This window comes from Streptomyces sp. NPDC048361 (assembly GCF_040651795.1).
GTDB lineage: Bacteria > Actinomycetota > Actinomycetes > Streptomycetales > Streptomycetaceae > Streptomyces.
The window spans coordinates 17,075-29,929 of the sequence record NZ_JBEZKW010000047.1 but is presented as its reverse complement, the minus strand read 5'-3'; the positions used below and the strand labels follow the sequence as shown (position 1 = coordinate 29,929).

At 71.3% G+C, this 12,855-nt stretch carries 11 protein-coding genes; 5 read left to right on the top strand and 6 right to left on the bottom strand.

Annotation, left to right across the window (positions count from 1 at the left end; translation table 11 throughout):
• The 4 genes from AB0D31_RS24855 to AB0D31_RS24840 all read right to left on the bottom strand — a co-directional run bounded on the left by AB0D31_RS24855 (nucleotide 1) and on the right by AB0D31_RS24840 (nucleotide 3,486).
• Nucleotides 1-1,023: a PQQ-binding-like beta-propeller repeat protein gene (locus tag AB0D31_RS24855; protein ID WP_362727075.1), complete on the bottom strand. Its 1,023-nt coding sequence runs from the start codon at nucleotides 1,021-1,023 to the stop codon at nucleotides 1-3.
• A complete protein-coding gene (locus AB0D31_RS24850) occupies nucleotides 966-2,264 on the bottom strand; it encodes a serine/threonine-protein kinase (RefSeq protein ID WP_362727073.1) in 1,299 nt (432 codons plus the stop codon). The genes AB0D31_RS24855 and AB0D31_RS24850 overlap by 58 nt, the downstream gene beginning before the upstream one ends.
• Nucleotides 2,265-2,326: 62 nt before the next feature.
• Nucleotides 2,327-2,626, bottom strand: a complete 300-nt coding sequence (locus tag AB0D31_RS24845) for a DUF397 domain-containing protein (RefSeq protein WP_362727071.1) — start codon at nucleotides 2,624-2,626, stop codon at nucleotides 2,327-2,329.
• Nucleotides 2,623-3,486, bottom strand: a complete 864-nt coding sequence (locus AB0D31_RS24840; protein WP_362727068.1) for a helix-turn-helix transcriptional regulator — start codon at nucleotides 3,484-3,486, stop codon at nucleotides 2,623-2,625. The genes AB0D31_RS24845 and AB0D31_RS24840 overlap by 4 nt, the downstream gene beginning before the upstream one ends.
• A gap of 322 nt (nucleotides 3,487-3,808) precedes the next feature.
• Between AB0D31_RS24840 and AB0D31_RS24835 the strand changes: the two genes are divergently transcribed.
• Nucleotides 3,809-5,059, top strand: coding sequence for a DUF4157 domain-containing protein (locus tag AB0D31_RS24835; protein WP_362727130.1), 1,251 nt, complete (start codon nucleotides 3,809-3,811; stop codon nucleotides 5,057-5,059).
• A gap of 128 nt (nucleotides 5,060-5,187) precedes the next feature.
• Here AB0D31_RS24835 and AB0D31_RS24830 read toward each other — a convergent pair whose 3' ends face one another.
• Complete coding sequence (locus tag AB0D31_RS24830) at nucleotides 5,188-5,550, bottom strand: hypothetical protein (RefSeq protein ID WP_362727066.1); 363 nt, start codon at nucleotides 5,548-5,550, stop codon at nucleotides 5,188-5,190.
• Nucleotides 5,551-5,740: 190 nt separating this feature from the next.
• Here AB0D31_RS24830 and AB0D31_RS24825 point away from each other — a divergent pair, with 190 nt between their 5' ends.
• From AB0D31_RS24825 to AB0D31_RS24810, 4 genes are all read left to right on the top strand, one after another.
• Nucleotides 5,741-7,546, top strand: a complete 1,806-nt coding sequence (locus AB0D31_RS24825) for an ABC-F family ATP-binding cassette domain-containing protein (RefSeq protein WP_362727063.1) — start codon at nucleotides 5,741-5,743, stop codon at nucleotides 7,544-7,546.
• A gap of 346 nt (nucleotides 7,547-7,892) precedes the next feature.
• On the top strand, nucleotides 7,893-9,656 hold the full coding sequence (locus tag AB0D31_RS24820; protein WP_362727060.1) for a PQQ-binding-like beta-propeller repeat protein: 1,764 nt from the start codon (nucleotides 7,893-7,895) through the stop codon (nucleotides 9,654-9,656).
• A gap of 52 nt (nucleotides 9,657-9,708) precedes the next feature.
• Nucleotides 9,709-11,619, top strand: coding sequence for a PQQ-binding-like beta-propeller repeat protein (locus AB0D31_RS24815; RefSeq protein WP_362727057.1), 1,911 nt, complete (start codon nucleotides 9,709-9,711; stop codon nucleotides 11,617-11,619).
• 202 nt (nucleotides 11,620-11,821) lie between these two features.
• Nucleotides 11,822-12,487 (top strand): response regulator transcription factor, encoded by a 666-nt coding sequence (locus AB0D31_RS24810; RefSeq protein WP_362727054.1) that lies wholly within the window; start codon nucleotides 11,822-11,824, stop codon nucleotides 12,485-12,487.
• A gap of 67 nt (nucleotides 12,488-12,554) precedes the next feature.
• Here the strand turns inward: AB0D31_RS24810 and AB0D31_RS24805 are convergent, their stop codons facing one another.
• Nucleotides 12,555-12,830 (bottom strand): hypothetical protein, encoded by a 276-nt coding sequence (locus AB0D31_RS24805; RefSeq protein WP_362727052.1) that lies wholly within the window; start codon nucleotides 12,828-12,830, stop codon nucleotides 12,555-12,557.
• Between the last annotated feature and the right edge of the window lie 25 nt (nucleotides 12,831-12,855).

The following is a 12,855-nucleotide window of genomic DNA, read 5'->3' as shown; positions in this document are numbered from 1 at the left end:
TCAGGCTCCGTTCGCGTGCAGCGCGGCGACCGTCGTGCCGGCCGTGTCGGATACGCACAGACGGCCGTCGCCGGCGGCCCAGGCGAGGTTCACGGGGTCGGTGCCCTCCATGCCGGTGTACTTCCAGCGGGGTGTGCCGTCGGCCGGGTCGAAGGCCCACAGCACCGCACCGGAGTCCATCCGGTACACGGTCTTGTCGGCGTACAGGAGCCGGGCGCGGACGACGGTGGACTTCGCGTCCTCGGGCGGCAGCAGCGCCGTCCACCGCTTCATGCCGCTCGCGCTGTCCAGGGCCGCCAGCGAGTGCCGGCCGTCACCGTCGCGCAGCAGGGCGTACAGGACGCTGCCGTCCGGGTCGGCCGCGACGGCACCGCCCCGCAGGGCCGCGCCCTCCACTCCCGGCAGGCTCCACACCTTGTTGCCCGTCGCCGGGTCGAGGACCGTCAGTGTGCCGGAGGTGTCGACGACCACGGCGTACCGGCCCACCGCGCCGACCGCGAGGCTCTGCACGCTCTGTTTCCACGCCTCGGCGCCCTTGGCGTCGAGCCCGGTGAGGTGTCCGGTGTCGCCGATCAGTAGCCCGTCGCCGCCCGGCGGCAGCGCGAAGTTCTCCAGGAGCGGCTCACCGCCGTGAAACCAGGCGGTCTTGCGTGAGGCGAGGTCCAGCGCCCAGATGCCGTAGCCGGTGGGCCGCGTCGCCTCGCCCTGCATGACCGCCACATAGGCCCTGCCGTCGCGGATGCCGGGCAGGAACATGGCGCCCCCGTTCGGCGGGGTGTCGAGGGTCGCCACCGACGCATCCTTGCCGTCGGCCAGCCCCGCCCCGAGCACGGTGCTGTGGAGGTTCAGGTTCGCGGTCGTCGGCATCGCTTGACCGGCGACGTACAGGCGGGGCCCGTCCACTGCCGCGATGGTCTTGGGCGTGGGCCCCTGCACGGAGAACACCACACCGTGATCGGCGCCCTTCACCGTCCACGCCGTCCTGCCCCGGTCGTCGAGCCCCCAGATCTGCTCCAGGGACACGCAGGCCACCACCCCGCCCGCCGAGACCACCTGCGGACAGGTCGCGGGCTGCTCTGCCAGGCGAGCCTGGCCTCCGTGACATCGTCGCCCGACGGGCGGACGCGGGCACCGGCCGGACGGCCCGACGCCCCCGCGCCCGACGCCCCCGCGCCCGACGCCCCCGCGCCCGACGCCCCCGCGCCCGACGCCCCGCCACCATCCCCGTGCAGCGCGACCGCCGTACCGATCCCGGCCGCCGCGACCGCCCCGGCCGCGAGGCCGAGTATCAGGTTCCGCCGGCCGGGCCCCCGCACGGGCGGACCGCCGCCGAGCACCTCCGTCGCCGGGTCGAGGAGCTTCGTGGGCGCGGGCTGCGGAAGCGCGGTCAGGACGGCCCGTAGGGCGAGGACGTCCGCCGCGACCGGTCCGGGAAGCCAGTGGTCGCGCGGTGCGGCCCGGTCCTCCTGTTCGATGTACGCGACGACCTCGCGCGCGGTGGGCCGTTCGGCCGGGTCCTTGGCCAGGCAGCGCGCGATCAACGGGCGTAATTCCGGCGGGAGTCCGGTGAGGTCCGGCTCGGTGTGCACGACCCGGAACAGCACCCCGGCCGCCGCGCCCCCGTCGCCGAACGGGCTGCGGCCGCCCGCCGCGAACGCGACCGTCGACCCCAGCGAGAACAGATCGCTCGCCGGGGTGAGCGACTGCCCCGTCGCCTGCTCCGGCGACATGTACGGCGCCGAACCGATGACCGCGCCGGTCGACGTCAGCGCCGTGCCGTCGGTGGCCCGCGCGATGCCGAAGTCGATGACGCGCGGCCCGTCCAGGGCGAGCAGCACGTTGCCCGGCTTCAGGTCGCGGTGGATCAGCCGGGCGCCGTGCACCGCACCGAGCGCCTCGGCGAGCCCCGCCGTCAGCATGCGCAGGGCGTCCTTCGGCAGCGGCCCGTGCGCGGCGACCGCCTCGTGCAGCGAGACCCCGACGACGAACGCGGTCGCCATCCAGGGCACGGCGGCGTCCGTGTCGGCGTCCAGGACGGGCGCGGTGAACGCGCCCGACACCCTCCGCGCCGCCGCGACCTCGCGCCGGAACCGGTCCCGGAACCCGGCATCGCTCGCGAGCTCGGGCCGCACCACCTTCACCGCGACGGTACGACCCCCGGCCGAGCGCCCCAGGTACACCGCACCCATCCCGCCGGCACCCAGCCGCCCCGCCAGCACGTACGGCCCGATCCTGCGCGGGTCCGCGTCGCCCAGAAGCTGCATCGGTCACACCCTCCCCCTGGATCAACTCAGGTTAGGGGAAGGGAGATTGAGGAACGAGTGCTTCAGCCCCGATGCTCGGCGACGAACGCGGACCACGCTTCGCTGGAGAGGGCGAGGTGGGGCCGGGCGGTGTCCTTCGAGTCGCGCACGTGCACGGTGGTCGGGCAGACGGCCACCTCGATGCAGCTATCGCCTTCGGTGCCGCTGTAGCTGGATTTGCTCCAGCCGAGGGCTACTTCGACGCAGTTGTCGCCTTGGCCACTGCTGTAGCTCGACTTGTGCCAGGCGAGGGCGACTTCGATGCAGTTGTCGCCCTCGGTTCCGCTGTAACTGGACTTGAACCAGGCGAGTTCGGTGCTCATACAGCTCCTCGGATTCGCTCCAACAGGGCCCGTGACTTAGCTGGGTTGAGGGCCTGCGAGCGCAGTGTGTCATACCGCTGCTGAAGGGGGGCCACCTCTTTCAGGTCGCTGATCAGGCGCCCGATCTTTTGCCCCTCGGAGTAGGCATACCGCTTCCCGTCCGGGCCCTCCAGCAGCGCGACCGGCCCATCCAGGCAAGCGTGGAACTCACATCCCAGCGGCATGATTTGGAGGCTCATGTTGCGCGGCTCGGTGCTCGCCAGCACGTGGTCCAGCATGTTTCGCGTCACGTCCACTCCGCCTAGGCGTTCACGGAACACGGCTTCGGCCACGATGAAGCTAAATGGCACGGTCGGGCGCTCCCGCAGGAGCTGCTGGCGCTCCATCCGGGCGTTGAGCTGATCCGTCACCTGCTTGTCGGTGCGAGGCGGTACCGCGTTCTCGAACAAGGTGCGCGCATACGCCTCCGACTGGAGCAGCCCCGGCACCATCCGGCACTCGTACGTGCACAGGCTTACCGCCGTACGCTCACGCCGCGCCCACTCCCGAAACCACGCCGCCAACCCCGGCTGCCGCGTCAGATGCCCGTACGCCCGCCGGAGCGCCCCCGTATTGCCAAGGGCAACCTCCGCCCGCTCCACGAACTCCTCGTCCGGCATGCGGCGGCCCAACTCCACGGATTCCACCGTGTGTTTGGAGAAGCGGACCAGGGTCGCGAACGCGTCGCGCGTGAGGCCGGCGTGTTCGCGCAGGCCCTGGACGAACGCCCCGAACGTCTTGAGGCTGTCGGACGGCACGGGCTCGCCCGCACCCGCACCCTCACCCGCGCCGCCCCCGCCTCGTTCGCCGTCGTCGGTCATGTGCCGCCACCTTCCGGTGAGTTGATCTCCCCGCTCAACTCACCCAGGGTGACGGCTCGCGACCGTACCGTCCACCCTCCGTGTCCGTACGCTCGCGCAGCGTACGGACGGGTGGCTCCCGCTAACGCCGCCGATTGCGGAGGGTTAGGGAAGCGTTGGCGCCGCCCGGGACGCTCGTGGGATGCACGCCAACGACCCGGCCCAGAACTTCGACGGCAAGAAGCCCGCGCGCTCCGCAGCGAAGGCCCCCACCCGTGGCGGAGGGCTTCCCGCCCAGCTGCTCGCGCTCCAGGGCAGTGCGGGCAACGCCGCCGTCGTCCAGATGCTCCGCTCGGCCGGGCACCCCTGGGTCCAGGAGCGGCATCAGCACGGAGCCGGGTGCGGCCACCAGCAGACCGAGCGGGCGGCGGCGCAACCTGCTGCTGTGCAGCGTTCCGCCGTGCACGACGTCCTGGGTACCGGTGGGCGTCCGCTGGACGACGCGACCCGTACGGACATGGAGGGCCGGCTCGGCGCGGACTTCTCCGACGTGCGCATCCACAACGACAGCGCCGCCAAGGCATCGGCCGCCGAGGTCGGCGCCCGGGCCTACACCTCGGGCAACCACGTCGTCATCGGCGACGGCGGCTCCGACAAGCACACGCTCGCGCACGAGCTCACCCACGTCATCCAGCAGCGCCAGGGGCCGGTCGCGGGTACCGACAACGGGTCGGGGCTCAAGGTCAGCGATCCGTCCGACCGGTTCGAGCGCGAGGCGGAGACCAACGCCACCCGGGTCATGTCAGGGCCGGGCGGGGAGACCGTACAGCGGGCGCGGACGGAAGGGTCCGCTCATGACGCGGGAACGGTGCAGCGCGCACCCAACAAGAAGAAGGACAACGGGGAGGGCTCCTCGGGCGGCGGCGGGGGCGGAAAGCGCCAGGGAGACCACGTCTTCAACTCGCTCGACTCGACGGCCGACACCATCGCCGCCGGACTCGAAGGCGCGTGGGCCGGCTTTCGCGCCGGCATCGACACGGACACCCAGCGGGCCGTGCAGCGGTCCCCCGAGTTGTTGGCGCGGTGGAACGTCCTCAATGCGGCCCGCAAGGACGCCATCAGCGCCCTGGGGACGGCCGCGCGTGCGGCCGGCGCGCTCGGTCACCCGGGCAAGGCATCGCCGTTCTCCTCCTACAGCGCGACCCTTCCCGAGCACTCGACCTCGGGGAGCGACGCCAATTCGACTGAATACGGTGCCTTCTGCACAGCCCTGGAGGCTTTGGCCACCAACTCCGCCGCAGAAGACTGGACGATTCCCCAGGCCATGAGTGACGCGGCCACCGCGACCGAGTGGCCGGCCTACCTCGGCCAGCGCATATACGACGCCGATGCCGCACGGAAGGTGAAGGACCTGCGCCTCGGGTCCCGCGCCGACAGGACGGGCTTCGATACCTGGCTGGTGGCGGCCAAGACCGCGTACCTGGCCCTGTTCGCCGCCATCATCGCCGCCATGCGGGCCACCCGCGCGGCCGTCGAATGGCTGCGCCAGCAGAATCAGGCCGCGCAGGGCGGGCCCACAGTGGACGCCGCCTAGCCAGGGCATGTCCGGCGGACCACGCCGCGCGGACGGGGACTCTCCGGCTGCGGACCACGCCGCGCGGACGGGACTCTCCGGCTGCGGACGGGACTCTCCGGCCGGGGAAGGCCGGTGGGGCAGAGGCGTCAGCGCAGGCGGTCCGGTGCGGGGAAGCGCGTGATCTGTTGGTCCAGCCAGGTGTAGGTCTCCAGACGGGACAGGTAACCGGCATGGGCGAAGACCAGCAACCCGCCGATGGGCTGCCCGTCGGCATCGACGACTTCGGCCTCGGCGACGACGGGACCACCGGCGACGGGGGCGGCGGGTGTGAGGGCCTCGTCCAGGCCGAGGTCGATGCTGGCGCAGGAGCACGTGCAGTGCCCGGTCACCCGCAGGTGCGGGATCTGTGCCCGCAGGCCGCGGTGAACAGGGTCGTCGCCCGTGAGGAGTGCCTCAAGGAGCTCGATCGCTTCCGCGGATACTCGATCACCGGTCGTGCTGCCTTCCATGGCGTGACCTGATCATCCGGCCAGTTCGAACGTCAAACCGGTTGTCCGGCACGACCCGGCGCCCTGGGGCACGGGCTCCGCCGGACACAACCCGGCCGCAGGCCCGGGCCTTGATCATCCACCGTGCGCCGTCCGGCCGCGCAGCGGCGACTACTCTGGATGACGATCCATCCCCGCGCTCAGGAGTGAAATGGCCGTCAACCTGGTCAATGTCGAGGCAGTCAGCAAGGTGTACGGGACCCGTGCCCTGCTCGACGGCGTTTCCCTCGGCGTCTCCGAAGGGGACCGGATCGGGGTCGTCGGGCGCAACGGCGACGGCAAGACCACCCTGATCCGGATGCTCGCGCAGCTGGAGGAGCCGGACACCGGCCGGGTCACGCACGTGGGCGGGCTGCGGCTCGGCGTGCTCACCCAGCACGATTCGCTCGACCCCACCGCCACCGTCCGGCACGAGGTCATCGGTGACCTCGCCGACCACGAGTGGGCGGGCAACGCCAAGATCCGCGACGTACTGACCGGCCTGTTCGGCGGGCTCGACCTGCCCGGATTCGCGCAGGGCCTCGACACCGTCATCGCGCCGCTGTCCGGCGGCGAGCGCCGCCGCATCGCGCTCGCCAAGCTGCTCATCGGCGAGCCCGACCTGATCGTGCTCGACGAGCCCACCAACCACCTCGACGTCGAGGGCATCAGCTGGCTGGCCCGCCACCTCCAGGCCCGGCGCTCGGCCCTGGTCTGCGTCACCCACGACCGCTGGTTCCTCGACCAGGTCTGCACCCGCATGTGGGACGTGCAGCGCGGCTCGGTCTTCGAGTACGAGGGCGGCTACTCCGACTACGTCTTCGCCCGCGCCGAGCGCGACCGCATCGCCGCCACCGAAGAGGTCAAGCGGCAGAACCTGATGCGCAAGGAGCTGGCCTGGCTGCGCCGCGGCGCCCCGGCCCGCACCTCCAAGCCGCGCTACCGCATCGAGGCGGCCAACGAGCTGATCGCCGATGTGCCGCCGCCGCGCGACACCAGCGAGCTGATGAAGTTCGCCAACGCCCGGCTCGGCAAGACCGTCTTCGAGCTGGAGGACGTGACCGTACAGGCCGGTGAGAAGCTGCTGCTCAAGCACCTCACCTGGCAGCTCGGCCCCGGCGACCGCATCGGCTTGGTCGGGGTGAACGGCGCGGGCAAGACGTCGCTGCTCCGCGCGCTCACCGAGGCCTGGCGCACCCAGGGCGAGGCGCAGCCCGTCGCGGGCAAGGTCGTCGTCGGCAAGACCGTGCGGCTCGCCTACCTCTCCCAGGACGTCGCCGAACTCCCGCCCACGCTGCGGGTGTTGGAGGCCGTTCAGCAGATCCGCGACCGGGTCGACCTCGGCAAGGGCCGTGAGATGACGGCCGGGCAGCTCTGTGAGCAGTTCGGTTTCTCCAAGGAGAAGCAGTGGACGCCGGTCGGTGACCTGTCGGGTGGTGAGCGGCGGCGGCTCCAGCTCCTTCGCCTCCTCATGGACGAGCCCAACGTGCTCTTCCTCGACGAGCCCACCAACGACCTCGACATCGAGACGCTGACCCAGCTCGAAGACCTCCTCGACGGCTGGCCCGGCTCCATGGTCGTCATCTCCCACGACCGGTTCTTCATCGAGCGCACCACCGACCATGTGTGGGCGCTGCTCGGCGACGCCACGCTGCGGATGCTGCCGCGCGGTATCGACGAGTACCTGGAGCGCAGGCAGCGGATGATCGAGTCCGCGCCGGCCCCGGCCGCGGCCCCCGCCACCAAGGCGGCGCCCGCCGTCTCCGCGCAGGACGCACGGGCCGCGAAGAAGGAGCTCCAGAAGGTGGAGCGGCAGCTCAACAAGATCTCCGACCGCGAGACCAGTCTGCATGCGCAAATCGCCGATAACGCCACGGACTTCGGGAAGGTGGCGAAGCTCGACGCCGAGCTGCGCGAACTGATCGTCGAGCGCGACGAGTTGGAGATGCGCTGGCTGGAACTGGCCGAAGAGGCCTGAGGCACACGCGTACGGATGCCCTGCGGCCGAAGAGGCCTGAGGCACACCGGTACGGACGTCCTGCGGGGCTTGCGTAGAGACGGCGTACAGAGTCCATAACGGCGGTATCACGGGCCGGTTCTCCCTTGGGAACAGGGGTGGACCGGCCCGTGGTCCGTGCGACTTCGGGTGATAGAAAGTAGCTCCGTTCGACTGACGTAAAGACGCAAAGACGCAAATTCGGGGGTATCTCGCTGTGACCCAGCCGCCCAATTACCAGCCACCGCAGGGGGGCTTCGGGGCACCGCAGGACAAGCCTCAGGGGCCCCCTGCCCAGCCTCAGGGACCGCCGCCCCAGCCGCCGCGGATGCCGGCCGCGCCGCCCGCGCAGCCGCCGCACATGCCGCCGGCCCCGCCGACCGCGCCGGGGCCCGGCTACGGCTCCGCGCAGACGCCTCCGGCGCAGCCCGGTTACGGCTACCCGCAGGCGGCCCCGGGCCAGCCCGGTTACGGCTATCCGCAGGCGGCCCCGGGCCAGCCGGGCTACGGCTACCCGCAGACGGCACCGGGCGCGCAGGGAAACCCCTATGCCCAGCCCCAGCAGGGCGGTTACGGCTACCCGGGCCAGCCGCAGTACCCGGGCGCGCCGATGCCGCCGCAGGGCGGTGGCAAGAACCCGTTCAAGGGCAAACCGGCGATGATCGTGGCCGCGGCGGTCGCGGGACTCCTCGTCATCGGCGGCGGCGTGTACCTCGCGACGAGCGGCGGCGGTGACGACAAGAAGCCCCTCGCCGACACGAGCCACAGCGCGGCGCCGAGCGGCTCGCCCTCGGTCGACCAGGGCAACGGCAAGGGTGACGGGCGCAGCGGCGGCAGCGACGACGTCAACTCCGCGGCCAAGGCCGGTGACGCGCGGGTCTGGATGCACGAGAACGAGACGCCGCTGACCCAGTACGGTGCCACTCAGTACGGCCCCTGGGTCGTGGGCGACACCGTCGTCAAGGCCATGTACAAGGAGGTCGTCGCGTACGCGGTGGCCGACGGCAAGCAGAAGTGGTCGGTGCCCCTGGACACCCCGCTGTGCGGAGCGCCGCCGAAACCGTCCGCGGACGGGAAGATGGTCCTCGGTGTCATGGAGAACAACACCGAGAACGCCAAGTGCAACCAGCTCCAGATGGTCGACCTCGCCGCCGGGAAGCTCGGCTGGAAGACGCAGATACCGCAGGAGAACCTCTTCGACTCCGCGTCCACCCTCGTCATGGCGATCACCGGTAACAGCGTCGCCGTGGCGCGTGACTTCGGCACCGGCGCGAGCGGCTTCTCCCTGACCGACGGCAAGAAGCTCTACGGCACACCGAAGTCGGGCACCTGCCGTGCCGCCTCCTTCGCCGGCGGCCCCAAGCTGATCGCCGTCAGCACGTGCAGGGACCCGAACAACGACGACCTGGACGCGCCCGAGTCGCAGATGCTCCAGGAACTCGACCCGGCCACGGGCAAGCCCAAGTGGGGCTTCCAGTACGACAAGGGCTGGACGATCAACCGGGTCTACTCGGTGGACCCGTTGGTCGTGTACGCGACCAACAAGGACAAGAAGGTCTGGAACATCTCGACCTACACCGCCGACGGCAAGCTCCGCTCCGCGGTCAAGTCCAAGGCGCAGTTCACCGCGAACTGCCCCGGTTTGGGGCTCGGAAGCGCGCTCCAGAACTGCTGGGGCACGGCCGCCGACGCCAACACCCTCTACCTGCCCACCAAGGGCACGGACAGCCCCGACCTCGGGGTCGGCGACACCAACGAGATCATCGCCATCGACCTCAACACCGGTGACGAGAAGTGGCACGCCTCCGCGCCCAAGGGCCGCATCATGGAGCCGCTCGCCGTCGAGAACGGCAAGGTCATCGCCTATGTGGAGCCCGGTGTCGAGGAGGCGGGCGCGGTCGCGTCGCTGCCGCCGACCGGCGGCACCCCGCAGATCATTCTGCAAAGCCCGTCGTCGGCCGCCATGGTGGAACACACCCTCTTCGACCCGGTGGCCGCGTGGGCGAATGGACGGTTCTTCCTCATGAACAACCGGGTGAGCACTCCCAAGGGGGCCCAGAAGGACCGCTCGATCCTGTCCTTCGGCAAGTGACGCCCCAACTCCCCCTCCCTGCACGCTTCTTGAAGTCAGAGGTCTCCCCGGCATGAGCCAGCCACCCCAGCCCCCGCAGCCACCCGAGCCGCCGCGGCAGCCCCAGGACGCCCCCCAGGGCTTCGGCGCCCCCCAGGAACCCCCGGCATCCGGCTTCGGCGCACCCCAGCAGCCGCCGGCCGGCGGGTACGGTACGCCCACCCCGCCGCCGCCCGCCGGACCGCCGAGCACCCCGCCGCCCGCGGGACCGCCGGCCTACGGCTACCCGCAGACGCCCCCGCAGCAGGCCGGGTACGGCTACCCGAACACCCCGCCTGGACAGCCGGGTTACGGCTACCCCAACACCCCGCCCCAGCAGCCGGGTTACGGCTACCCGGGGCAGCCGGGCCAGCCGATGCAGCCCGGTCAGCCGATGCAGGCCGGGTACGGCTACCCGGGCCGGCCGCCGGCCCAGCCGATGCAGCCGCAGTACGGAATGCCGGGCGCGCCCGGCCCCGGCGGTCAGGGCGGCGGCGGCAAGAAGCCCAACACTCAGCTCATGATCATCATCGCGGCGGTCGTCGCGGTGGCCCTCATCGTCGGCGGCGGCATCTGGTACGCCACCGGCAAGGACGACGGCAAGAGCGACGCCAAGACGGGCGACACCGGCGGCGCCAAGGGCGACGGCGGCAGCGCGACCGGGGGCGGCGGCAAGGAGAAGGCACCCGCCAACACCGCGGCCAAGGTGCTCTTCCAGACCCCCCAGCCCAAGGTCACCGACCTCACCTCGGTGCACGGCTCCTGGCTCACCGACAAGGTGTACGCCAAGGCCGGCCCCAAGCAGATCGTCGGCTACGACCCCGCCAAGGGCACCGTGCTCTGGACGCTCCCGCTGACCGGCAACGTCTGCGAGGCCAGCACGCACACCTCGGCCGACGGCAAGACCGCGTTCGCCTTCGAGACCACGGAGAGCGGCTCCAAGTACGCCTCCTGCACCGAGGCCGCGGGCCTGGACCTGAACACCGGCAAACTGCTGTGGCAGGCCGACGTCAAGGGCGCCAACGGCGACCGCAAGACCCGCTTCGACGAGATCACCGTCGGCGCCGGCACCGTCGCCGCGGGCGGGCTCGACGGCGGCGCGGCCTGGGACCTGAACACCGGCAAGGAGCTGTGGAAGCCCACCACCACGGCCGACCAGTGCAAGGACGTCGGCTACGGCGGCGGCGACGCACTCGTGGCGGTCCGCAAGTGCGGCGACTACGAGAAGCCCACCATCAACGTGCAGACGCTCGACCCCAAGACCGGGCAGCCCACCTCCACGTACAAGATGATGCCCGGCATCCAGTACGCCCACATCGTCTCCACCAAGCCCCTGGTGCTCGCCGCCGACGTCGGCGAGAGCGCGGGTGACGGCAGCGGCATCTCCGACTTCTTCTCCGTCGACGACAAGACCGGCAAGCTGCTCGCCCGCATCCCGGCGCCCGGAGACAAGTACTCGGCCGACTGCGACAGCACCTCCGTCGAGAAGTGCACGATGGTCGTCGCCGGCGGCGGCAAGCTGTACGTGCCGACCGAGCAGCACGACAACGCGGGCGCCACCGACTCCCTGCGCCGCACCAACGAGATCGTCGCCTTCGACCTGACCACGGGCCAGCCCGTGCCCGGCAAGGCCGACGCCGGCGACGGCTACACGGTGTACCCGCTGCGCATGGACGGCACCAACGTCATCGCATACAAGGAAGCCCCGTACGACAAGGGCAGCCAGGTCGTCAGCATCGACGGGGGCACCCTCAAGCCGACGCTGCTCCTGGAGAACCCGAACGACCGCTCGGTGCGCGACGCGCTGTCGTCGTTCTCGGGGAAGTACTCCGACATCCTCTACGGCAACGGGCGCCTGTACCTGGGCGCGCAGCTCCTGAGCAAGCCGTACTCGGGCAGCGACTCCGAGAAGAAGTTCCTGTTCATGGCGACCGGCACGAGCTGAGCCGCCGGGGGGCGCGCCCTCCACTACGCGAGGCGGGAAGGGGGCGCGTGCCCCCTTCCCGCCTCGCGTACTTCCTCAACCGGTCCCGCATGCCGGAGAATTCGGTCTTCCGGGGGGTTCTCGCCGGTAAGCGGAGCGTGACGTCGAACAAGCGTGTAGCTTGCCGGGGCAAGAGGGGCGGGCCGGGGATGGGGGTAGCTCGATGGGCGTGCGGCTCATGGTGGTCGACGACCACCGGCTGCTCGCCGAGGCACTCGCCTCGGCGCTGAAACTACGAGGCCACCGGGTGCTCGCCGCGACGGCTCCGGTCGCCGGCGCGGCCGAGCTGGTGGTGAGCCGGGCACCCGAGGTCTGCCTCCTCGGCACGGCCTCGCCCGCCGAGCCGGGGGTGTTCGACCCGATCGTGCGGATCAAGCGGGAGCGGCCGCAGGTCGCCGTGGTGGTCCTTGGGCCGGTGCCGAGTCCGCGGGGGATCGCGGCGGCGTTCGCGGCGGGGGCCTCCGGGTACGTGCGGCACGACGAGCGGATCGAGGGGGTCGAGCGGGCGATTGCCAAGGCCCGGGCGGGGGAGGCGGCGGTCGCGCCGCAGCTCCTGCAGGGCGCGTTCGCGGAACTCCTCAACCCCGCGGCCCAGCCGGACGACGAGGGGCAGAGGCTGCTCCAGCTGCTCACGCCGCGTGAGGTGGAGGTGTTGGTGCGGGTCGCCGACGGCGAGGACACGCGGCTGATCGCGGCGGGGATGGGGATCGCGCCGTCCACTGCCCGCACGCATGTGCAGCGAGTCCTGATGAAGCTGGGCGTCGGCTCCCGCCTGGAGGCGGCCGCGCTGGCCGCCCGAACGGGCCTCCTGGACCGGGCGACCCTCTAACCCCGCCCCGGGCCCACCCCCCGGGGCTCCGCCCCAGACCCCGGGGGGTCGGCCCGGGGCGGGGTGGTCAGAGGTCTTGCGGGGGCGACGGAGCCATGGGGCGCAGCTTCAGCCAGGTCAGGAAGAAGAGGCCGAGGGCCAGCATCCCAAGCCCCGTCCACAGGTTGATGTTGATGCCCTGTGCCTTCTTCAGGTCCGCGTCGGAGGCCAGAATCCCGGCCACCGTCACGATCACCCCGTACAGGGTGAACAACCCCCCGATGATCCGACGGATGTCGAACAGCCGCGCCGCAGACGCCGACTTCCGCTCCAACTCCGATACCTCACGCTGTAGTTCAGACATTGCGATGCCTCCAGTAGGGAGAATT